The organism is Paenibacillus selenitireducens (genome assembly GCF_002021565.1).
In the GTDB taxonomy this organism is placed as follows: domain Bacteria; phylum Bacillota; class Bacilli; order Paenibacillales; family Paenibacillaceae; genus Paenibacillus_K; species Paenibacillus_K selenitireducens.
The window spans coordinates 316,951-338,518 of the sequence record NZ_MSZX01000007.1; the positions used below are offsets into that span (position 1 = coordinate 316,951).

Here is a 21,568-nt window from a genome sequence, read left to right on the forward strand (position 1 = left end):
CTAACCAAAGTCCTTATTCGCGACCGCTCTTAATCTCAGTCCAGTAACGGTCATATACTTGCAAGGTTTTACCTACATCCATTAACCATTCCGTACGTGCTATTTCATCATCACTTAAATTAATCATAGTATTCGCTAAATATTCCTGACTATGAAATTCTTTGGCTTTATCATTCGGGTCACTGTAACCAATGGACTCATAGTTCTTCGCGCTAACTTGCGGATCCAACATATAATTAATGAATTTTTCAGCCAATTCCTTATGTTTTGTGCCTTTAGGAATCGCGTAGTTATCGGACCAGATCGTTCCGCCTTCTTTGGGTACAACATAAGCTACATCCGGATTCTGTGCAGCAATATAAGCCGCATCACCAGACCACACCGTACCAATATATCCTTCTTCCGCGATCATCTTTTGCTTGATATTATCCGTATCGAACGCGAGAACGCTTGGCAGCAGCTGTTTGATATCATCGACAGCTTTTTTAATTTCATCTTCGTTCGTCGTGCTGTTCGAAAATCCATTCTTCTTCAAGCTCATACCAATGACTTCACGCGCATCATCGAGCAATAGCACTTTATCTTTGTATTCCGGCTTCCATAGATCCGCCCAGCTGTTGATGTCGCCCTTCACATACTTCTTATTATAAGCGATCCCTGTGACGCCTGTCGTATATACAACGGAATATTTGTTATCCGGGTCATAAGGCTGATTCTTGAAACGATCCGAGATATTACTCCAGTTCGGAATGTTCTCCTTATTTAACGGCTCCAGCAAGTCTTGCTTAATCATCGTTGCAACCATATAATCGGAAGGCTGAATGACGTCATAGTTCGATCCGCCGGCTTTTAACTTCGCCAACAAGTCTTCGTTATTCGCGAATACGTCATAATTAATATTCACGTCAAATTGCTTCTCGAAGTCTTTAATCACTTGTTCGTCAAAATTATCTGCCCAACTATACAAATTCAACGTGTCCTTCTTTGGAGAACATCCTGCTGTCGCCATAAGGCCGATAATCATCGAACTGGCCAGCATTGTGCTGGCGAACCATTTCATTTTTTTCAATCTTATTACCCCTCTCTTGAACATCTTTTCATATACAAATTCTTGGTTGTTTTTAAAAAGGTAATGTCGAAGCTTTCTTGCCACGATTCCCTTTATTCTGCAGCCATTGCGCAAGTAAAATCAATCCAACGCTAACAAAAATCATAATGGTACATAATGCGTTAATTTCCGGGGAAATTCCGCGTTTTACGAGCCCGTAAATATAGATCGGCAAGGTCGTCGAGTTCGGACCCGATACGAAGAAGCTGATCATGAAGTCATCAATCGACAATGTGAATGCCATGATAGCTCCAGCTAGAACCCCAGGCCATATGGCTGGTAAGGTAATATGTCGGAACGTCTGCCAAGGGGAAGCACCTAAGTCTTGTGCCGCTTCCTCCAACTGCTTACCCATACCGGAAATCCGCGATGCCACAATAACATATACGTAGGAAATGCTGAACGTGACATGCGCGATGATAATCGTCCATTTCCCCAGCGGAAAATGAAATTGGCTGAACAAGAGCAGCAAGGATAAACCCATAATAATATCTGGAACGACGATAGGCAAATAGAGCATCCCGAGCACCGTCTTGCTCTTCTTCAAGGCATTACGAAGCGCTATCGCAGCAATAGTCCCTAATACCGTGGCAATGATCGTCGACGTGATCGCAATCGTTAAACTGTTCATCAACGCATCCATCACATACCGATTGGAAAATAAAGATCCATACCATTTGAACGTAAACCCTTCCCATTTACTGCTGATCCGTGATGTATTGAATGAGAAAATCAGAATCATCAGCACCGGCAAGTAAATAAACGCAATCACTATATATGAATGGATTGACAGAAGCGGATTGGTCTTCTGCTTCATGCACGTCCCTCCTTTGCCCGTTCATGACGCGAACGTAATGCCATGTTGAATAGGAAAATCATTACCAGAGATGTAATCGCGAAAATGACGGACAACGCGGAGCCGAACGGCCAATCACGCGCGCCGAGGAACTGCGTCTGAATAATATTACTAAGCATGGCTGATTTCGCACCGCCCAGAATATCGGTCACAACATACATCCCCGCCGTGGACACAAATACAAGTACCGAACCTGTCATGATCCCTGACTTCGTCTGTGGCAGCGTAATTAAGCGGAATGCATTCCAACGCGTCGCACCCAAATCGCTCGCTGCTTCAAGCAGCTTCTTATCCATCTGCTCAAGCGCAACATAAATCGGCAATACCATAAATGGAATGAAGGTATAGACCATCCCGAGCAGTACGGCCCCTTTGGTATATAGCATCTTCAAGGGCTCATCAATAATGCCGATATTCATAAGTACAGAGTTCACGACACCCTGTGAACGTAGTAATAGGACCCACGCGTAGGTCCGAATGAGAAAATTTATCCAGAATGGCACGGTAATAAGCAGCAGCCATATCTTTTGTCTCGTCGCACCCGCATTAGCTATGTAGTAGGCTAAAGGGTAGCTGATTAATAAACATAATACGGTCGTCGATATCGACAGTACTAAGGTATCCCAATACACGCCCATATACAATGAATCGAAGAATCGTGCGTAATTATCTAGGGTAAACTGATAGATCAAATTTCCGAATTCATCCCGCTGCAGGAATGAGATGACGACCACGATCGCCATCGGGAGAATAAGGAAGATGCTTAGCCATAATACGACAGGGGACACCAACCATTTTGATTTTCTCATGGCCCGATGTTCACCTCGGAGGCGTCACTCCAGTCGATACCGATCTGCTGGCCAATCTGCCAGGTATCTTCGTCCGTAAAGTCTAGACAGATCGAAACCGATGTCTGTTCATGATCCAAATGCACCACAAGCTTATGGACATTCCCAAGATATACGATATCCTGAATGACACCCGTCCGCTTGGATCCCCGACTGTTATCGCTAACAGGAATTAATTTCTCAGGGCGAACAGCGAACATGCGTCCATCTTCTTCATTGAATACGTTATTCTCTCCGATAAACGTAGCCGCAAATAACGTCTGTGGTCGATTATAGATCTCTTTAGGCGTACCAATCTGTTCAATTTTGCCCGTATTCATGATAACAATACGATCGCTCATCATCATTGCTTCCTCTTGATCATGCGTAACATAGACAAACGTAATTCCCAAGCTGCGCTGCAATTGCTTCAACTCCGCCTGCAAGTTTTTGCGAAGCTGCAAATCTAATGCACCTAATGGCTCATCCAACAAAAGAACCCGCGGTTTATTCGCGATGGCACGGGCGATCGCCACACGCTGCTGTTGTCCGCCAGATAGTTGATGTGGATAACGCTTCGCTAAAGGCGTAAGCTGCGTCAACCGAATAGCTTCAGCAATCCGTTCCTTCTGCTCTGCGGCAGGAATCTTCTTCATTTTCAATCCGAACTGGATGTTCTGCTCTACTGTCATATGTGGAAATAAAGCATAGTGTTGGAACACCAAATTCAAATCGCGTTTATTCGGAGGTAATTCCGTCACGTTCTTACCATCGAGAAAAATTTCACCTACTGTTGGCTGCTCGAATCCTGCAATCATGCGTAGAATGGTTGTCTTCCCGCAACCGCTTGGGCCTAGCAACGTAAGGAATTCTCCTTCTTCAATCGTTAGTGATAACGGGTGAACGACGGGTTGTCCAGCAAATTGCTTTTCTATGTTCACGAGTTGTATCATCGGTATCAACCCCTAACTTATCCTTATATAGTTCAAGAAAAAGAAAGCCATATCCATTGGTATGGCTTTCATCGACGGTGTCTCTTTTTATTTAAAGCATTTCAACTATACCGTGTTTTGTCCGATGATACAACTATTTTCTCGTTATTTCGCTAATAAATACATACAAATTCCTTATTTTATCTCGTACATTACCGTAACATTGGCTTTAATGGAAATTTGTCCGGTTTCAATGGTTGTAGCCGCACTATCCTTCGCTTCCGAAGCTGTAGCAAATAGTTGATTTGCATATACAGGGATCACATCTGCATTGGATTCTACGACATTGATAACTGTTACAATCTGTTGTTTCGCTGCAGTAGCAATCGCTTTCGCTTTGTTCTCCGCATTGCTCATTGCTTTCTCAAGTACCTTGGTTTCGTAAGCTTCAGGGTTCTCCGTGTCGAACCGAATGCCACTCACTTGGTTCACACCAGCTTCTGAAGCGGCATCAATAAGATTTCCTAAGTTATCGAGATCGCGATACGTCACTTGAACCATATGCGTTGCCGAATACCCTGTCACCTTCGGTCCTGATTTATCGTTATAATTGTACTCTGGATTAACGTAGAAGTTCACGGTCTTCACATCTGCCGAAGCGATATTAAATTTCGTGAGCGCCTGCTTCAATTTAGCAAATTTCGCTGCATTGGCTCGCTGCGCTTCTTTGGCCGTTGCAGCCTTGGTCTCAATTCCCAACGTGACATAAGCCACATCCGGCGTGATGGTCATTTCACCTTTGCCCGTTACGCTAATGGTGTGGATCGCCGCTTGACCCTGAGCAGATAAGTTCGACTCTGCCGCATAGGCGCTTTTCGCTGGACCTCCCCAGGCGATAGTTAATAGTAGCGCTGCTGACATTGCAAGCAGACCCCATTTCTTCATTGTTGTGCCTTTTCTCTGTACCATTTTCATTAAAAACGCCTCCCTTTCAAATGTTCAACCTGTGATTCTACCTTTCAGACGTAAATAGTTGTTAAATGTTTCAATATTTCCAGGATCTCTTCGCATTATTTATGATTTAGATAAAACAAAAAGCCCCTGCATCCAGGAGCCTTTGTATGTAACAATTACCATTATTGATTTTCAAGTTCTTCCTTACTTACCAATTGAACCAGCGCAGAAATCGCTTGCTCAGCGTCAGAACCTTCTGCACTAATGTATATTTCAGTTCCCGAGCTGATCGCCAAGCTCATAATTCCCATGATGCTCTTCGCATTAACTTTCTTCTCATCTTTCTCCACGAAAATCTCAGACGAGTACTTATTCGCTTCTTGAACGAATAATGCTGCTGGTCTAGCATGGAGACCCGTTTTTAACCGCACAACTACCGGGTGCTTTGTCATGGAAAATACCCCCTATTACATATTCGATCTGGCGATTATCCTTTTTAAAAATTCTTTTACAACATTATACCATTATAACATGAAGATCACTAGGAAAAAAAGTTTTACGCATTCCTAATTTTTTCCGCCATCTCGTCAATCTTGCGCAATCTGTGATTCACACCTGATTTGCTTACAGACCCTTTGAGAAGCTCGCCAACTTCCTTCAGATTAATATCAGGATGTGCAAGACGCACCTCAGCAACTTCTCTTAATTTATCTGGCAGACTTTCCAGTCCAATTTCCTTCTGTAATAATTTAATGTTGTCGATCTGACGAACCGCCGCGCCGATCGTTTTATTAAGATTTGCTGTTTCACAGTTCACGATCCGATTCACGGAGTTCCGCATGTCGCGCATGATGCGCACATCTTCGAACTTAAATAAGGCTTGGTGCGCGCCAATGATGTTCAGCAGCTCAATGATCTTCTCGCCCTCTTTGATATAGAAAATAAAGCCTTTCTTCCGCTCGATGCAACGAGCATTCAGCCCAAATCCATTGGCCAAGTCAACTAAAGCCTGACAGTGCTCTTCATACATGGAGGCAATCTCCAAGTGGTAGGAAGAGCCTTCCGGGTTGTTCACGGAACCTCCTGCCATAAAAGCGCCACGCAGGTAGGCTCGCTTACAACAATTCTTCGCAATAATAATCGGATCAATACGATCGGTAAATATAAAACCTTCCGATACGATCTTGAGGTCATTTAGAATTTCTTGTACTTGGGCGGGAATCCGCACGATATACACATTATTCTTCTTGAGACGCATCTTTTTCCGCACAAGGAGTTCGGTATGCACGTCATAGTATTTTTTGATCAGGGAATAAATCCGTCTAGCGATAGCTGCATTCTCTGTTGATATATCTAGAATGACTTTGCGATTGGCGGACAGCTGTACTGAACCGTTCATTCGCAATAAAGCCGATAACTCCGCTCGCTCGCAGCACGTCTCCGATTCAATCTGGGTTAATTCTTTCTTGGTCTGTGCCGCAAAAGACAAGCGACTCACCTCTTTCGTATCATCCAATTTTTCACGAGCTGGTAAATATGATGGCTTAACTTATCTGCATCATGACGCAAATAGGTGCGGAATAACACGAGGCGGTCAGCGATCACTTTATAACCCCGGTTCGTAACGGCCTCCAGGTCCAGATGCACGGCTTGGGCACCCTTCTCGGCATACTTATCCTGAACTTGCGGCGGAATTTCACCGTTGTTCACAATCACATAATCGAAGATATGATGCCCGATATGTTCATATACCGCATCCAAATGATCGCTCACCGTATAATTATCCGTCTCACCTGGTTGTGTCATGACATTACATACAAAGATTTTGACCGCATTCGAGTCCACAACCGCCTGTGCCAGCTTCGGCACGAGCAAATTCGGAATAATGCTTGTATAGAGGCTCCCCGGTCCGATAAGAATCGCATCCGCCTCTTGTAAGGCCTTTACGGCTTCTTGCAAGGGTTCAACCTGATCCGGCTCCAAAAACACCCGTTTAATCCGCTTGCCCGTTGTCGGAATCGTGGATTCCCCTGTAACAATCGTTCCGTCTTCCATCTCGGCATGCAGTATGACCGCTTGATTCGCAGCTGGCAATACGCGCCCGCGAACAGCAAGAACACGGCTTAATTCACGAATCCCCGTCACAAAATCACCGGAGATATCCGTCATGGCCGCTAATATTAAATTGCCCAAACTATGTCCGGCTAACCCTGCCCCTGTGCTAAAACGATATTGCAGCATTTCTGACAACAGAGGCTCCACATCGGCAAGCGCTCCCAACACGTTACGGATATCACCTGGTGGCGGCATGTGCAGTTCACTCCGAAGAATGCCTGAACTTCCGCCGTCATCGGCGACCGTCACGATGGCCGTAATGTCTAAAGGTTTTTCCTTTAGCCCGCGCAGCATCACGGATAATCCGGTACCTCCGCCCATGACGACAATCCGCGGACGCTGCACAGCTTCAAATTCAAGGCTCATCTCAACACCTCGCCAAATTTTCTAGGTTTAATGACGGTCTTTCTCTGCATCGCGATGCGTTACACGTACTGTCTCTGTCTCGCTTGCTCCAATGATGCGACCCAAATACTCCGCAATCGCCACAGAGCGATGCTTACCGCCTGTACAACCGATACCAATAACGACGTGGCTCTTGCCTTCTTTTCGATATTGCGGAATGAGAAATTGTAACATATCAACGAGTTTCGTTAGAAACGTCTGTGTTTCCGGCCACTTCATCACATAATCATAGACTTCGGGGTCTTGCCCCGTATGCGGACGTAATGCCTCCACATAATGCGGATTCGGCAAGAAACGAACATCATAGATTAAGTCGGCATCAATAGGAATCCCATACTTGAAGCCGAATGAAGTAATATGCACCGACAATGAACTGCCTTCGAGGTGCGTAAAACGCGAAATAATCCGATCTTTCAATTGTGCCGGCTTCATATTGCTTGTATCAATAACTTGCGAAGCCCAGCCCTTCAAATCTTCCAGGAGCTTGCGTTCTGATTGAATCCCTTCCAGCGGCATGCCTTCAGGGGCAAGCGGATGACGTCTGCGGCTTTCCTTATACCGTTGGACAAGTACCGCATCTGTCGCATCTAAGAAGACAATCTCTGTATTTAAGGTAAAATGATCTTTGATATAACTTAACGATTCCGATAACGCAGTGAAAAACTCTCGGCCGCGTAGGTCAATAACTAGCGCAACTTTACCGATTTTACCGTTCGATTGCTCGATCAACTCAGCAAATTTCGGAATTAACACTGGAGGCAAATTATCGACACAGAAAAACCCGAGATCCTCCAAGCTCTGAACTGCAATCGTCTTACCGGCACCCGACATCCCTGTAATAATAACCAGCTTTGCCATCGATGAAGTATCCATCACGGCTCTTCCCCCTCGTATTTAAGAACGTTACTATGCTGCAAGAGATCTACGACTTCTAGGATCTGAACAAACCTGCTGCTCCAATCATACCCGCATCATTGCCTAATGTTGCTGGAACGATTTCAATCCCTTTTTGCAAGGAATCTGGTGTTAGCTTGTAGAATACATTACGAATTTCGTCAAATAGAATATCTCCTGCCTTGGATACGCCGCCACCGATAATAAAACGTTCTGGATTCAGAACCATAGCAACGGCTGACATTGCTTTCCCAAGGTAGAAGGCTGCACGGTTCACGATCCGCGCTGCTACTTCGTCACCTGCTTTGGCCGCATCAAATACATCTTTAGCCATCATATGCTCCAATGTAGATAACGATGTGCGATCTCCACGTTGAACAGCATCTTTCGCCATACGAATGATCCCTGTTGCTGAAGAAACCGTCTCCAGGCATCCCATTTTACCGCATCCGCATTGAATAGCTTCTAAATCTGGAATGACTGCCATATGTCCAAGCTCACCAGCTACGCCAGAGAACCCTTGATAGATTTTGCCGTCGATAATAATCCCGCCGCCAACGCCTGTACCAAGCGTATAGCAAACGCAGTTCGCGACGCCTTGGCCTGCGCCGCTCCATGCTTCGCCCAAAGCTGCAACGTTCGCATCATTATCTACGCGCACCGGCTTCCCTAAACGCTCCGACAAAATGGCACGAATCGGAACATTCCGAAACGGTAAGTTAGGTGAATGCAAAATAATACCCTCTTTAAGATCCATGAACCCTGCGAGACCAGCACCTACGCCACCTACTTGCTCCCACGTGTATGTCGACTGTTCCACAATAAGATGAACGTACTTCACGATATTATCGATAATCGTTTCCGTTCCCTTTTCGGTTTCTGTTGGCCCTTCGTACGTATTCAGTAATTGGCCCTGTTCATCGCAGATTCCGACTTTAATTGCTGTTCCGCCCAGGTCCACACCAACATAGATTGTTTCAGACATTGCGATATCCACCTTTATCTAAGTTAATTGTGTTTCAGTACCAACTATAAGCTATGCCTGCATATCGGTCAAGATAACAGGGCACACCCGGCTGCTCTTGAAACACTTACTCATGTTCATATAAAAAGCTGTTCTTCGTGAGTATTCTCAACGAAAAACAGCCCTTCTCGCATCTCTAGCAGCCTGCTATTCTACGATAATTTTACCAACCATGTCCCCGTGACCGCCGCCGCACATAATCGAACAATTGAATTCGAAAGTACCTACTTTGTCTGCTACGAATTCAGTTGTGCCGGATTCTGTCATGTTCACATCGAAGTCCTTGATCATTAACCCGTGCATACCTTCTTCAGAATTGAATGTTAACTTGATCGTATCGCCTTTCTTCACTTTCACTTCCGTTTCCGAAAAAGCAAAGTTCGTTGCGTTAATCGTCACTTCCTCGGTTACCCCTGTCGGCGGAACCGCCGGCTCACTTGATTTACTGCTGCTTCCGCATGCAGATAAAGCTGCGACTACCATCAATCCAAGCACAATACCTAGTAATGATTTCTTCATTTCTAAGAGACCTCCACCATATGTTTTACATTTCAATGATCATCATCACAATGAACATCATATTGCAATCATTGTATCACCAACATTGCAAGCATTCATTAGCTAGACGGCGAAAATAAGAGCAAAAGCCTAGCAATTCCTACGATGTTAGCAAAACGTTCATATTTGGAAATCTGTCTGAATGAGGTGAGGTTGACCCGTAATATGCTATTGAAAAAAGAAAAAGCCAACGGGCTTAGCCCGCCGGCTTGTATCAAATCGGCCATCTTGAAATGGAATTAATTACCGCTCCAATCGTGTGTTGCATTCCCTTCCAAGAACTTCTCCGCGTCTAACGCAGCCATACAACCTGTTCCGGCTGCAGAGATCGCTTGACGATATTTCGTATCCTGCACATCGCCGCATGCGAATACGCCTGGAACATTCGTCTCCATCGAGCCTGGCTTCACAATAATGTAGCCTTGCTCGTCGGTTTCTACTTGACCATCCAAGAATTTCGTGTTCGGCGTATGTCCGATGGCAACGAACAGACCATCCGTTTCGATAATTTCTTCTTGGTTCGTCTCATTATTTAACACTTTTAACCCTTTCACCCCATTGTCGCCAGCAACGACTTCGATAGGTGCACGGTTCAAGTTCCATGTAATTTTACTATTCTCGCGAGCGCGATCCTGCATAATCTTCGATGCACGAAGTTCTTCACGACGGTGAACCAACGTGACATCTCCGAACCGCGTCAAGAAATTGGCTTCTTCCATGGCAGAGTCTCCACCGCCCACGACGATAATCTTCTTATTACGGAAGAAGAATCCATCACATGTCGCACATGCGCTGACACCGCGGCCCAAGTTTTCTTTTTCCCCAGGGATACCAAGGTATTTTGCCGAAGCCCCTGTTGAAATAATGACCGTCTCCGCTTGTAATTCGCCCAACCCTTCCACACTTAACGTAAATGGACGCTTGGAGAAATCAACGCTGTTCACCCAGCCAGTCTTAAATTCCGCGCCAAACCGTTCTGCTTGCTTGCGCATGTTATCCATGAGCTCCGGACCTAAGATACCTTCTGGGAAACCAGGGAAGTTCTCGACGTCCGTCGTTGTTGTAAGCTGTCCGCCTGGCTCTGGACCTTCAATCACCAAAGGATTCAAATTCGCACGTGCTAAGTAAATGGCTGCCGTTAGTCCAGCAGGCCCTGTTCCGATTACAATTGTTTTGTACATCCACGTTACCTCCTCAACTAAGATCGCAAGTACTCCATCAAAATTCCTTCGTATACGAAGGGAATATCGCATCCATCTTCTTCTTGATCCCGCATACTTCGTCCATCCACTTCACAAACTTGCTGACCGTGGTGATCGACGTGTTGTATCGTTGTGCAACTTCATGGTAAGAGATCGCTCTGCGATGCATTTTGGCCGTTAAATATTCCAGCGCCGCAGCCCATCCTTCAATTTTATGAATTTTGGGAACGTCTGGATAGACGCGTGTCAGAAACTCCACCCAAAGGGTCTGCAGATCATACTGCTGCAGCATATCGTATCGCTTATTCATCGTGCGCAGCGCGAGCTCCAACACATGCTGCCATTGATCGTCCCATGCAGGAAGCCTTGCAGATAAATCGTTCCCCTCAATCGTCGTTCTAATTCCATCGAGAATCACATGGAGCGGTTGATCATAACCCATCGAACGCAATACAAAGATGGCGACTTGCTTCAAATAATCATCTTCCTCCGGCTCCAACAGAAAAGCGCAAAGCGCTTCTTGCACTTCATAATCGGCAATCAAGCCTAAGGCTTGAATCACCTGAAGCTTAGTCTGCTGATCCCCGTGGCGCAATGCCCAGAAGAAAGAAGACCGGACAAGCGGATCGCGCTTGAGATGATCCGGAAGACCTCCGGATGTCTTCTCCCACAGGCGGAACTGCTCTTCAAACGGCAGATGGTAATGATAGCTCCACATCGGCTTCTCGACGCCTTCAGGGCTTGTATCCACCCCGACATGCCGATATTCTTGCAATTGAGAGAGATAGAATTGCGGGATCTCCGAATTCGGATCTAACCGCTGGGCATGAAGCCACAGCCGCTCCGCTTCGTCCAACCGGCCAATATGGCATGCCGCCACGGCTGTATAATGATATAAGGAAGGGTCGAAATTAACCTCTTCGTCTTTGAGCAGTCGGCGAAAATGCGTATACGCCGCTTCATGTTGTCCCAATATTCCCATCGTTGTCGCTAATTTAAAGACATGTTCTTGATGGAACGGGTACGTCTTCTTCAATGCCACGACAAGCGGCAAGAGATCATTTAGATTTCCGGCGTGCTGATAGAAGATTGCCAAGTTACACAATGCGTGTAAATTGCCCGGATCCCGATCCAACACATCTACAATGGTCTCCATCGCTTTATCGAATAATCCCATATAATAATAGGCCAAGCCCAAATTGTTACGCGCTGCAAAAAACTCAGGTTGATCGTCCACAATTTGTTCCAGCACTTTGACAGCTTCACCAAAACGGCCTTCTTCCAGCATGGCGCGCGCTTGATCATGCTCCGCCATCCCGTCACGGGATTTGAAGGAGGTAAGACGCGTCGGGCGATCTAACTCATACTGAAGAAGATCCATCATTTCTTCCGCTTCACTCATGTATTGACCGCTCTTATCCTCTTCGAGATAGCGAAGCAATGACTCTTCCGCTTCTTCGAATTGGTCCATGTTCGCATAGTTATTGGCCATATAGAAATAACATTCCGACAGGGCAGGCTCAATGGAATCGATTACGGTACGCAGAATCTCATTGGATTCCTCATATTTGCCCATTTCCGACAAAATACCTGCCATATTGCAGTGGTTCACAGGATTTTCCGGCTCATATTCCACGGCTTTGCGAAAATATTTCAATGCCTTGTCATAATGGCAGCGATCCAACGAACGAACGGCGCGCTCAAAGAAAAAAGTAGCATCCAAGTGGATCGGTATTATTTTCTTACGCTGAGTCTCCGGCTGCAGCTTTTTTTCTTTCATTACAAGGCACCCCCTATGGCTTTCAAACCAAGCTTATTTGCAATTAAGTATACCATAAATTGAGGCGATTACCTAAACCGTTTTCCAGAATGTGCATAATCTTGTAAAAGAGGGTTAAATGCCAGCATCTTTAAATAACGTGCTAATCGATCCGCCATTCGTAATAATACGCGTAGCTTCAGCGAGCATAGGCGCCACAGAAATGACTCTGAACCGCTCGGGGTGATTATCAGGAATCAGAATGGAGTCCGTCACAACAACTTCACGAATGTTCGGATGATCCAATCGCTGCAATGCCGGTCCAGAGAATAATGGATGCGTTGCGCATACGTAGACATCTTTCGCGCCGCGTTCCTTCAATCCTTCGACAACATTCACGATCGTCGTTCCTGTATCAATCAAATCCTCAATGATAATCGGGGTGCGTCCTTTGACATCGCCAATAACATGTGTAATGACCGATTCATTGTGACTTGGGCGTTTCTTAATCATGATGGCAAAGGGAGAGTCCAATTGATTGGCAAGCTTCTCTGCGGTAGACGCGCGTCCAGCATCTGGGGATACGATAATAGGGTTCTCGATTTGTTGAGAACGAAGATATTCACTGATGAGATCGAGTGCGGTTAAATGGTCCACCGGAATGTTGAAGAAGCCTTGAATGGCCGGTGCATGCAGATCAATTGTGATCACTCGGTTCGCGCCAACGGTGGTTAGCACGTCCGCAACCATTTTCGCTGAGATGGGCTCACGTGGAGCTGCCTTACGCTCCTGTCTTGCATACCCATAGTAAGGCATAATAATATTGACGGTGCGTGCAGAAGCTCGTTTGGCCGCATCGATCATGACCAGCAGCTCTACGAAATGATCATTGATAGGATGCGAGAAGGATTGCACGAGAAATACATCGCAGTTTCGAATCGACTCTTCATAGTGAACATAAATTTCGCCGCTTTTGAATCGAGATAATTTCACATTCCCCAACTCAACACCTAAATCTGCGCAGATTTTCTCAGCTAGCTTCGGATTGGAAGATCCGGAAAAAACACGTAACTTGTCGCTTGACATGATACCCTCCTGAATTTAATAAAAAATAGAAACCGTCATGATGCCTATGAATATTGTCGAATAGACTATGAATTGGGCTAATATGATTTATTATACATGGATTGTTTCAAATTTGAAACGGGACGAGCATCCGTCTTCTCGCTTGAAACGTAGCTAACTGCGTATATCCAATTTCATGCAGGAGTGCTCGAGCTTGATCGAGGTATTGACCTAGACGTTCTGGTTGATGTGCATCCGAACCAATCGTCAGCGGGATCCCCAACTTATAGCAAATTTCGAGCATATCACGGCTAGGAAACATCTCCTCGCAAGGCATGCGAAGTCCCGAAGCATTCAATTCAATCGCTAAATCATGCGCTTTGACCGTATTCAGGGCAGACCATTCCAAAGCTCTTACCTCAGCAGCTTGCTCCGCAGGGGGAGGGAATCCAAACCGCTTGATGACATCGATATGTCCGATATAATCGTAGAAACCTGTTCGGACGGCTTGCTCAACGGCATCGTAGTATTGCTGATAGACGGCAAGTCGATCCTTGCCTTCCCATTGATGGGTCTGACGGAAGTCGGTGACATCCCATTCCCCTAGAAAATGCACCGAACCAATAACATAGTCCCAAGGGTATGCTTGAATGATTCGTTCAATTGCATCTTCATAACCTTCAATATAATCCGCCTCCATCCCAACGCGTACGTCGATCTGAGACTGATATTTTTCTTTCAATTGGAAGCATTCTTCCACATAACGCGGCAGTTCTTCCATCGGCATGGCCATTTCGGGATAATACGTGGCAGGATCCACGTGAAGGAGCGGCATATGATCGGAAAGGCCGATCTGCTGCAGCCCGATTTCTATTCCACGAAGCACATACTCTTCGAGTTCTCCAACGGCATGTCCGCAACGGGCATGGTGGGTATGGTAATCGATCCGCATAAGTTATCGGCCTCTCTTTATTTGGTTTTATTCTTAATATCGGATGTATAATGACGATTCTCCAGTACTTGGAGCACTTCATCGATCGGCATATTCTGTTGACGTAATAACACCATGAGGTGGTAGATCAGGTCTCCGGCTTCAGCACGCAATTCCTCACGGTCGTTATTCTTCGCGGCGATGAGCACTTCAGCGGATTCTTCTCCGATCTTCTTCAATATTTTATCGAGGCCTTTCTCGAATAAATAGGTTGTATACGCGCCCTCAGGGCGCTCCGCATATCGCTCAGCAATCGTCGCATCCAGCTTGGATAGGACTGCGAATCGATCGGATCCGCTTGCTTCGCGACTCGCACCCGCTTGCTCCGAAGTAGGGATGTCATTGAAGAAGCAGCTATACTTACCCGTGTGGCAAGCTGGCCCTTGTTGATCTACGCGAACAAGCAATGTATCGCCGTCGCAATCATACTGCATCGACACGATGTGCTGCGTATGTCCGGAAGTGGCTCCCTTATGCCATAACTCCTGACGAGAGCGGCTCCAGAACCACGTCTCACCCGACTCCACTGATAGTTGGAGCGATTCCCGATTCATGTAGGCAAGCATCAGCACTTCCTTGCTGCTATAGTCTTGTACGACAGCGGGTATTAAGCCGGCCGCGTCCCATTTCAATTGTGCGGAAAGTTGTTCTAATGTCATCGAATTTCCACTCCTTTATGCAATAGATCATCTTTTACTTCTTGAATCGTCATTTCTTTATAATGGAAAATGGTCGCTGCAAGCCCTGCATCGGCCTTTCCTTCCGTAAACACATCATAGAAATGCTCTTTCTTCCCTGCACCGCCCGATGCGATGACCGGGATGCCAATCGATTCCGATACGGCACGAGTCAATCGAATATCAAAACCGTCCTTGGTGCCGTCTGCATCCATGCTTGTAAGCAGAATCTCGCCCGCACCGAGCCGCTCCGCTTCGCGCACCCATTCAAGCGCACGTATACCGCTTGGCGTCCGTCCGCCATGGGTATAGACTTCCCACTCGCCCCAGGCGTCATTGAACTTCGCATCAACTGCGACCACAATACACTGGGAGCCAAACTTGCGTGCACCATCCGAGATCAGCTGCGGATTACGAACGGCTGCTGTGTTTATTCCGATCTTGTCTGCCCCCGCTCGCAACAAGCGTTTCATATCATCGATATGCGAAATGCCACCGCCAACCGTAAATGGAATCGCGATTTCACCCGCCGTCTGACGTACGACTTCAATCATGGTTGCCCGGCCTTCGACAGAAGCCGAGATATCTAAGAAGACGAGTTCATCTGCGCCCTCGCGATCATAGAGTGCCGCGAGCTCCACCGGATCGCCTGCATCACGGAGATTCACGAAGTTAACGCCTTTCACCACACGGCCATCCTTGACGTCAAGACAAGGAATAATGCGTTTCGCTAACATGTTACTTGCCCCCTTGGCTGGCAGCAGCATTCACAGCATGGATCTCTTGAACGGCTTGAGCCAAATCGATGTTGCCAATATACAACGCTTTGCCAACAATGGCACCGCCGACACCTTCTTGTGTATGTTCAGCCAATTTAGTTAAGTCACTCATTTGGCTTACGCCGCCCGAAGCAATTACCGTCTGACCGGAAATGCGGGCTAGGTTGGCGATCGCCTCCGTATTCGGGCCGCCCATCATGCCGTCACGAGAAATATCCGTGAAGATGAATGTCTTTGCTCCCTTGGCTGCTAGCTCGACAGCAAGGTCTTCGGCCTTCACGGACGAAGTCTCTAACCAGCCGCGCGTCGCTACTAGACCGTCGCGGGCATCAATGCCGATGGCAACCTTCTCCCCGTAACTTGCAAGCACCTCTTCAACGAAGGCACGATCTTCAATGGCTGCCGTTCCCAAGATGACGCGGGAAACCCCAAGTTCCATGTAACGTTCCACATCAGCAATCGTCCGAATACCGCCGCCGATTTGTACAGGTACATTCACGCTGCGGGCAATTCTACCCACTAGCTCGTCGTTCACAGGATGTCCGGCTTTCGCGCCGTCCAAGTCGACGAGATGAATCCAGCTTGCGCCTTTTGCTTCCCACTCTTTTGCAACTTCGACCGGGTTTTCATTGTAGACGGTCTCTTGATTATAATCGCCTTGAACGAGGCGTACGCATTTGCCGCCGCGGATATCGATGGCGGGATATATAATAAACGATGACATAGAGAAATCTCCTTCACAATGAAATATAAATTCGGATGAATATGTAGAAACGGCTTTGCTACCCTATGTTGTCGGGTGCAAAGCGTTCCTAGACTTGCATGTATAGAATCGGGATTTACGATACCCGAACGGTTGTCTCTGCGAGCTTCAGGAAGTTGCGAAGCAGCTGCATGCCCAGTTCCCCGCTCTTCTCCGGGTGGAACTGCATGCCGTACACATTGTCACGGCCTACGATAGCTGTGACAGGACCGCCGCCGTACTCCGTAACGGCGAGCAGGTCCGACGCGCGCTCCGGCAGCGCGTGAAAGGAATGGACGAAGTAGACGTGGCCTTCGTCCAAGCCCGCGAACAGCGGGCTCTCCGGCTGCTCGAACCGCAGCCGGTTCCAGCCCATATGCGGCACTTTGTAGGTGCCGCCCGTGAACCGCACCACGCGGCCGGGCAGCAGCCCGAGGCCCTCGTGGTCGCCGTGCTCTTCGCTGCGCGCGAAGAGCAGCTGCATGCCAAGGCAAATGCCCAGCAGGGGCTTGCCATTTGCCGCGGCCTGCGCGACTACCGCATCGAGCGCGGTGTCGCGTAAGCAGGCCATGGCGTCGCCAAAAGCGCCGACGCCGGGCAGAATGACCGCGTCCGCCGCCAGGATGGCGGACGGATCGCTCGTGACGAGCGCCTCGCTGCCTTGGCGCTCCACGGCCTTGGCAACGCTGTGCAGGTTGCCCATCCCGTAGTCTACGATCGCAATGGTTGCCATGCTTACAGCACCCCTTTCGTCGAAGGTACCCCCTGCACGCGCGGATCAATGCTCGTTGCTTCATCCAACGCGCGTCCGAGCGCTTTGAAGATCGCTTCGATCATGTGATGCGTGTTCTGCCCATAGTGCATGATGACATGCAGGGTCATCCGAGCTTCCAACGCGAATTTCCACAAGAATTCATGCACCAATTCCGTGGAGAAGCTGCCCACTTGCTGCGAAGGATATTGCGCGCGATATTCAAAGTGAGGACGGTTGCTCAAATCGATCACGACCTGCGCCAAGGCTTCATCCATCGGGACGAATACGGAAGCATAGCGCTTAATTCCTTTTTTATCGCCTAACGCTTGCTGTAAGGTCTGACCTAAGCAGATGCCGATATCCTCAACCGTATGATGGTCATCGATATCAACGTCACCGCGTGCCACGACGTTCAGGTCGAACTGACCGTGCTTCGTGAACAGATCCAGCATATGGTTCAAGAACGGTACATCGGTCTCAATTTCTGAGATGCCGGTTCCATCTACGTTATACGTTAATTGAATATCCGTTTCATTGGTCTTGCGCGCCACGCTTGCTTCGCGTACCAATCCTTGCTCTTTCACTACATCCGCCATGATTACTTTCCTTCCTTCTCCAACCGAATTTGAATCGCTCTCGCGTGTCCTTCCAGACCCTCATGCCGCGCCAGCTCCATAATGGTCGCGCCATTGGCGAGCAAGGCTTCCTTGCTATAATGAATTAAGCTTGATTTCTTAATAAAATCATCCACATCGACCGGCGAAGAATAACGTGCAGTCCCATTCGTCGGAATAATATGGTTCGGCCCAGCCAAATAATCGCCTACCGGCTCCGAACTGTAAGCACCGAGGAAGATCGCTCCGGCATTTTCGATAAGCCCTAAATATTGCATCGGTTCCTCAACCATGACTTCCAAATGCTCCGGCGCCAGGCGGTTCACGACTTGAATCCCTTCTTCAATCGTATCCACTACAATGATCGCGCCGTACTGATCGATCGAAGCTTGTGCAATGGAACGCCGAGGAAGCTCAGCAACCTGCCGTGCGACTTCGTCCGCCACCGCTTGTGCTTGACTCGATGAAGTCGTTACAAGAATCGCAGAGGCCATTTCATCATGTTCAGCCTGCGATAATAAGTCAGCAGCCACATAAGAGGCGTCCGCTTTATCATCGGCCAAGACGACAATCTCGCTTGGACCCGCCATGCTGTCGATATCCACTGCTCCGTAGACTTCACGCTTCGCGAGCGCCACATAAATGTTACCCGGTCCACAGATCTTATCTACCGGAGCTATGCTTTCTGTACCATAAGCAAGGGCTGCAATCGCTTGTGCACCGCCTACGCGATAGAGTTCCTTCACACCCGCTTCGGCTGCTGCAACCAGAATGTAAGGGTCGATACCTTCCTTCCCGCCTGTAGCTGGAGGTGTAACCATCACGATCTCAGGCACACCTGCCACTTGGGCTGGAATGACATTCATCAGGACCGAGGACGGGTACGCTGCCTTTCCGCCGGGAACGTAGACGCCCACGCGGCGAAGCGGCCGAATAATTTGACCTAGCATCGTGCCGTCCGGTTGAAGATCGAACCATGAAGTTCGTCTCTGCTTCTCGTGATACACCCGAATATTATGAGCTGCCTTCTGAATGGCAGTTACGAACGATGCCTCCACTTTACTGTAAGCCGCTTGAATCTCTTCGTCGGTTACTCGCAATTGGGAGGCCTCTAGTGCCACACGATCCAACTTCTCCGTATACCGAAGTAATGCAGCATCTCCCTCATGCTTCACGTCTTGCACAATCGCTTTGACCGTCGCATTTTGTTCCGGTGAACCGTATTCCACTTCCCGTTGCAATGAGAATTCTCTAGCCGGTACGATACGCATGAATAATCCCTCCTACCTTTTCAACATCTCTATTATTTCGTTGTTGTTGGGATGACCTTTTGGAGTTGATCACACAACCCTTGAATCGCCTCATTTTTCATCCGGTAACTCACACGATTCGCAATCAATCGGCTTGTAATACTGAAGATTTGTTCCATCTCAACGAGACCGTTATCCTTTAGGGTCTGACCCGTCTCGACCATATCGACAATTCGATCTGCTAGACCAATGAGCGGTGCAAGCTCGATCGAACCGTTTAATTTAATCACGTCCACCTGTTGTCCCAACTCGCGGAAATATTCCGAAGCCACGTTCGGATACTTCGTCGCCACTCGGGGATGAATAACAGGCTTCCAGTTCGGAAGGGCAATCACGGACATCCGGCAGCGTGCAATCCCCAAATCGAGAAGCTCGTACACATCCTTATTTTCTTCCATTAAGACGTCTTTCCCCACAATACCGATGTCCGCTACGCCGTATTCGACATACGTGGGTACATCCACGGGTTTGGCCATAATGAATTCCATATTGGCTTCCGGCAACGGGATAATGAGCTTCCGCGTCTCATCAAAATCCGTCGATATCGGCAATCCCGCTGCCCGGAATAATGCGGAAGCCTGCTTATAGATACGACCTTTCGGCATCGCTACTTTTATCGTTTCTCGCATGAAGCATCCTCCTTCACTACCGATGTCACTACACGCTGACCCGCTTCCCGCAAGCGGCGTGCTTCTTGTAATACTTCCGCGCGAGTCTCTGCTGTATATTGCAACTCCGTGACGGGATTCGCCTCTTCCTCTTCATCCGCCACCACATCCAGAATTCGTGTCGTCTTCAGCGCAAAGCCCGTGGCAGGCGCAGGACGTCCGAATTGCTGCAATAGATTGTCATACCGACCGCCGCTGCATACCGGTGAACCGAGATCCAGGGCATAACCTTCGAATGTCATGCCTGTATAATAGGAGAAATCTCCGATCATCGTTAGATCGATCAACACTTGATCACTCACTTGATAAGCTTCTAGCACTTCCCATATCTCTTCCAAATGGCGAATCGAAGCCTGCATTTCCACATTCGTGCTCAGCTGAAGCGCTTGAGCGCAGACATCGCGACCGCCCCGTAGGCGCAGAATGCTTTCGAGCTTCTGCTGTTCTTCCTCCGCTAAGCTCCAAGCCCGTATTTTTTCCCGATACCCTACATAATCCCGACTGAGAAGACATGCCTTAAGCGCTTCTTGATCTTCTTGGCGTCCAGGCAAAATCTCTTCATATAATCCGTTCAGAAAACCTACATGCCCCATTGCAAATTTAAAATGAGTCACCCCAGCAGCTTCTAAGGATGCAATGGCCAAAGCTACAACCTCGGCATCCGCTTCCGCAGACGCGTCTCCAACCAGCTCAACGCCGGTCTGGAAGAACTCCGCCTCGCGGCCTGCTTCCTCTTCAATGGCACGAAACACATTGGAATGGTAAGACAGACGGATTGGGAATGACTGATCCTTCAATAGAGAGGATACCACGCGTGCAATGGGTGCTGTCATATCAGAGCGCAGCACGAGTGCCGTACCGCGATTATTTAATAATTTGAACAGCTTATGATCAGATGTTGCGCTCGCAACCCCGACTGTATCGTAATATTCAATCGTTGGCGTCAAGATTTGCTGGTATCCCCACCGGCCCATACAATCCAATACACGACGTTCAATCGAACGCAGCTTGGATACGGCATGCGGCAGATAATCTTTGACTCCGACGGGCTTCTCGAATACTTTTGGTTTAGACATAACATCCACCTCAGAAATTACTTTATTATATTAACGCGATACCAAGTTACCAATCTAACAAATTAAAGATTTATTGATCATGTTATCACGATCGAATTCACTCGTCAATTGCTTTCGCCTAATTGTTGGTTTTTCCTCATCATACCACGCTGGGACAAGGAAAACTATGGATGCCCGCTTAAGATCGACAGGGTTCATATAGTTAGAATAGTTCATACTCTACATCTTTTTTCACTATTCAATTTTTACTAAAAACGG

At 47.7% G+C, this 21,568-nt stretch carries 23 protein-coding genes; all 23 read right to left on the minus strand.

The genetic code is table 11. From position 1 onward, the window contains the following. Positions 1–13: 13 nt before the first annotated feature. The 23 genes from BVG16_RS19150 to BVG16_RS19260 all read right to left on the minus strand — a co-directional run bounded on the left by BVG16_RS19150 (position 14) and on the right by BVG16_RS19260 (position 21,310). Complete coding sequence (locus tag BVG16_RS19150) at positions 14–1,069, minus strand: ABC transporter substrate-binding protein (protein WP_078500603.1); 1,056 nt, start codon at positions 1,067–1,069, stop codon at positions 14–16. 52 nt (positions 1,070–1,121) lie between these two features. Further along, the gene (locus BVG16_RS19155) at positions 1,122–1,925 is read right to left on the minus strand and encodes an ABC transporter permease (RefSeq protein ID WP_078500605.1); all 804 of its coding nucleotides are present in this window, start codon (positions 1,923–1,925) and stop codon (positions 1,122–1,124) included. After that, complete coding sequence (locus BVG16_RS19160; protein ID WP_078500607.1) at positions 1,922–2,773, minus strand: ABC transporter permease; 852 nt, start codon at positions 2,771–2,773, stop codon at positions 1,922–1,924. The genes BVG16_RS19155 and BVG16_RS19160 overlap by 4 nt, the downstream gene beginning before the upstream one ends. Then, a complete protein-coding gene (locus tag BVG16_RS19165; RefSeq protein ID WP_078500609.1) occupies positions 2,770–3,744 on the minus strand; it encodes an ABC transporter ATP-binding protein in 975 nt (324 codons plus the stop codon). The genes BVG16_RS19160 and BVG16_RS19165 overlap by 4 nt, the downstream gene beginning before the upstream one ends. Before the next feature lie 174 nt (positions 3,745–3,918). After that, complete coding sequence (locus tag BVG16_RS19170) at positions 3,919–4,698, minus strand: SIMPL domain-containing protein (protein WP_078500611.1); 780 nt, start codon at positions 4,696–4,698, stop codon at positions 3,919–3,921. Between the two features lie 161 nt (positions 4,699–4,859). Next, positions 4,860–5,129 (minus strand): HPr family phosphocarrier protein, encoded by a 270-nt coding sequence (locus BVG16_RS19175; RefSeq protein ID WP_018759086.1) that lies wholly within the window; start codon positions 5,127–5,129, stop codon positions 4,860–4,862. A gap of 104 nt (positions 5,130–5,233) precedes the next feature. Next, the gene (gene whiA / locus BVG16_RS19180) at positions 5,234–6,166 is read right to left on the minus strand and encodes a DNA-binding protein WhiA (protein ID WP_078500613.1); all 933 of its coding nucleotides are present in this window, start codon (positions 6,164–6,166) and stop codon (positions 5,234–5,236) included. A 5-nt stretch (positions 6,167–6,171) separates the two neighbouring features. Next, positions 6,172–7,158, minus strand: coding sequence for a gluconeogenesis factor YvcK family protein (locus BVG16_RS19185; RefSeq protein WP_078500614.1), 987 nt, complete (start codon positions 7,156–7,158; stop codon positions 6,172–6,174). A 27-nt stretch (positions 7,159–7,185) separates the two neighbouring features. Beyond that, positions 7,186–8,070: an RNase adapter RapZ gene (gene rapZ, locus BVG16_RS19190; protein ID WP_078500616.1), complete on the minus strand. Its 885-nt coding sequence runs from the start codon at positions 8,068–8,070 to the stop codon at positions 7,186–7,188. A gap of 58 nt (positions 8,071–8,128) precedes the next feature. Beyond that, positions 8,129–9,076: an ROK family glucokinase gene (locus tag BVG16_RS19195; RefSeq protein WP_078500618.1), complete on the minus strand. Its 948-nt coding sequence runs from the start codon at positions 9,074–9,076 to the stop codon at positions 8,129–8,131. Positions 9,077–9,262: 186 nt separating this feature from the next. Beyond that, positions 9,263–9,634, minus strand: coding sequence for a cytochrome c oxidase subunit II (locus tag BVG16_RS19200; RefSeq protein WP_078500620.1), 372 nt, complete (start codon positions 9,632–9,634; stop codon positions 9,263–9,265). A gap of 278 nt (positions 9,635–9,912) precedes the next feature. After that, a complete protein-coding gene (gene trxB / locus BVG16_RS19205; RefSeq protein WP_078500622.1) occupies positions 9,913–10,854 on the minus strand; it encodes a thioredoxin-disulfide reductase in 942 nt (313 codons plus the stop codon). A gap of 37 nt (positions 10,855–10,891) precedes the next feature. After that, positions 10,892–12,655: a tetratricopeptide repeat protein gene (locus tag BVG16_RS19210; RefSeq protein WP_078500623.1), complete on the minus strand. Its 1,764-nt coding sequence runs from the start codon at positions 12,653–12,655 to the stop codon at positions 10,892–10,894. A 114-nt stretch (positions 12,656–12,769) separates the two neighbouring features. Beyond that, positions 12,770–13,720 (minus strand): ribose-phosphate diphosphokinase, encoded by a 951-nt coding sequence (locus BVG16_RS19215; protein WP_078500625.1) that lies wholly within the window; start codon positions 13,718–13,720, stop codon positions 12,770–12,772. A gap of 106 nt (positions 13,721–13,826) precedes the next feature. Then, positions 13,827–14,651 (minus strand): histidinol-phosphatase HisJ, encoded by an 825-nt coding sequence (gene hisJ, locus BVG16_RS19220; RefSeq protein WP_078500627.1) that lies wholly within the window; start codon positions 14,649–14,651, stop codon positions 13,827–13,829. A gap of 17 nt (positions 14,652–14,668) precedes the next feature. Next, a complete protein-coding gene (gene hisIE / locus BVG16_RS19225) occupies positions 14,669–15,349 on the minus strand; it encodes a bifunctional phosphoribosyl-AMP cyclohydrolase/phosphoribosyl-ATP diphosphatase HisIE (RefSeq protein ID WP_078500629.1) in 681 nt (226 codons plus the stop codon). After that, positions 15,346–16,104, minus strand: a complete 759-nt coding sequence (gene hisF, locus BVG16_RS19230; RefSeq protein WP_078500630.1) for an imidazole glycerol phosphate synthase subunit HisF — start codon at positions 16,102–16,104, stop codon at positions 15,346–15,348. Before hisF ends, hisIE begins: the two co-directional genes overlap by 4 nt. Position 16,105: 1 nt before the next feature. Next, positions 16,106–16,870: a 1-(5-phosphoribosyl)-5-[(5-phosphoribosylamino)methylideneamino]imidazole-4-carboxamide isomerase gene (gene hisA, locus BVG16_RS19235; RefSeq protein ID WP_078500632.1), complete on the minus strand. Its 765-nt coding sequence runs from the start codon at positions 16,868–16,870 to the stop codon at positions 16,106–16,108. Between the two features lie 115 nt (positions 16,871–16,985). After that, complete coding sequence (hisH, locus tag BVG16_RS19240) at positions 16,986–17,621, minus strand: imidazole glycerol phosphate synthase subunit HisH (protein ID WP_078500634.1); 636 nt, start codon at positions 17,619–17,621, stop codon at positions 16,986–16,988. 2 nt (positions 17,622–17,623) lie between these two features. Further along, positions 17,624–18,238: an imidazoleglycerol-phosphate dehydratase HisB gene (gene hisB / locus BVG16_RS19245; RefSeq protein WP_078500636.1), complete on the minus strand. Its 615-nt coding sequence runs from the start codon at positions 18,236–18,238 to the stop codon at positions 17,624–17,626. Between the two features lie 2 nt (positions 18,239–18,240). Further along, entirely contained in the window at positions 18,241–19,527 is a 1,287-nt protein-coding gene (gene hisD / locus BVG16_RS19250) for a histidinol dehydrogenase (RefSeq protein WP_078500638.1), read from the minus strand. A gap of 32 nt (positions 19,528–19,559) precedes the next feature. After that, positions 19,560–20,195: an ATP phosphoribosyltransferase gene (gene hisG / locus BVG16_RS19255; protein WP_078500640.1), complete on the minus strand. Its 636-nt coding sequence runs from the start codon at positions 20,193–20,195 to the stop codon at positions 19,560–19,562. Continuing rightward, complete coding sequence (locus BVG16_RS19260) at positions 20,180–21,310, minus strand: ATP phosphoribosyltransferase regulatory subunit (RefSeq protein WP_078500641.1); 1,131 nt, start codon at positions 21,308–21,310, stop codon at positions 20,180–20,182. Before BVG16_RS19260 ends, hisG begins: the two co-directional genes overlap by 16 nt. Between the last annotated feature and the right edge of the window lie 258 nt (positions 21,311–21,568).

Coding starts and splice junctions, on each gene's coding strand:
- hisF (WP_078500630.1), bottom strand. CDS start 16,104: ATGTTAGCGAAACGCATTATTCCTTGTCTTGACGTCAAGGATGGCCGT.
- hisIE (WP_078500629.1), bottom strand. CDS start 15,349: ATGACATTAGAACAACTTTCCGCACAATTGAAATGGGACGCGGCCGGC.
- BVG16_RS19200 (WP_078500620.1), bottom strand. CDS start 9,634: ATGAAGAAATCATTACTAGGTATTGTGCTTGGATTGATGGTAGTCGCA.
- BVG16_RS19165 (WP_078500609.1), bottom strand. CDS start 3,744: ATGATACAACTCGTGAACATAGAAAAGCAATTTGCTGGACAACCCGTC.
- rapZ (WP_078500616.1), bottom strand. CDS start 8,070: ATGGATACTTCATCGATGGCAAAGCTGGTTATTATTACAGGGATGTCG.
- BVG16_RS19155 (WP_078500605.1), bottom strand. CDS start 1,925: ATGAAGCAGAAGACCAATCCGCTTCTGTCAATCCATTCATATATAGTG.
- BVG16_RS19215 (WP_078500625.1), bottom strand. CDS start 13,720: ATGTCAAGCGACAAGTTACGTGTTTTTTCCGGATCTTCCAATCCGAAG.
- hisG (WP_078500640.1), bottom strand. CDS start 20,195: ATGCGAGAAACGATAAAAGTAGCGATGCCGAAAGGTCGTATCTATAAG.
- BVG16_RS19210 (WP_078500623.1), bottom strand. CDS start 12,655: ATGAAAGAAAAAAAGCTGCAGCCGGAGACTCAGCGTAAGAAAATAATA.
- hisB (WP_078500636.1), bottom strand. CDS start 18,238: ATGGCGGATGTAGTGAAAGAGCAAGGATTGGTACGCGAAGCAAGCGTG.
- hisH (WP_078500634.1), bottom strand. CDS start 17,621: ATGGCAACCATTGCGATCGTAGACTACGGGATGGGCAACCTGCACAGC.
- BVG16_RS19195 (WP_078500618.1), bottom strand. CDS start 9,076: ATGTCTGAAACAATCTATGTTGGTGTGGACCTGGGCGGAACAGCAATT.
- BVG16_RS19185 (WP_078500614.1), bottom strand. CDS start 7,158: ATGAGCCTTGAATTTGAAGCTGTGCAGCGTCCGCGGATTGTCGTCATG.
- trxB (WP_078500622.1), bottom strand. CDS start 10,854: ATGTACAAAACAATTGTAATCGGAACAGGGCCTGCTGGACTAACGGCA.
- hisJ (WP_078500627.1), bottom strand. CDS start 14,651: ATGCGGATCGATTACCATACCCACCATGCCCGTTGCGGACATGCCGTT.
- BVG16_RS19170 (WP_078500611.1), bottom strand. CDS start 4,698: ATGAAAATGGTACAGAGAAAAGGCACAACAATGAAGAAATGGGGTCTG.
- hisD (WP_078500638.1), bottom strand. CDS start 19,527: ATGCGTATCGTACCGGCTAGAGAATTCTCATTGCAACGGGAAGTGGAA.
- BVG16_RS19175 (WP_018759086.1), bottom strand. CDS start 5,129: ATGACAAAGCACCCGGTAGTTGTGCGGTTAAAAACGGGTCTCCATGCT.
- BVG16_RS19260 (WP_078500641.1), bottom strand. CDS start 21,310: ATGTCTAAACCAAAAGTATTCGAGAAGCCCGTCGGAGTCAAAGATTAT.
- BVG16_RS19160 (WP_078500607.1), bottom strand. CDS start 2,773: ATGAGAAAATCAAAATGGTTGGTGTCCCCTGTCGTATTATGGCTAAGC.
- hisA (WP_078500632.1), bottom strand. CDS start 16,870: ATGTCATCGTTTATTATATATCCCGCCATCGATATCCGCGGCGGCAAA.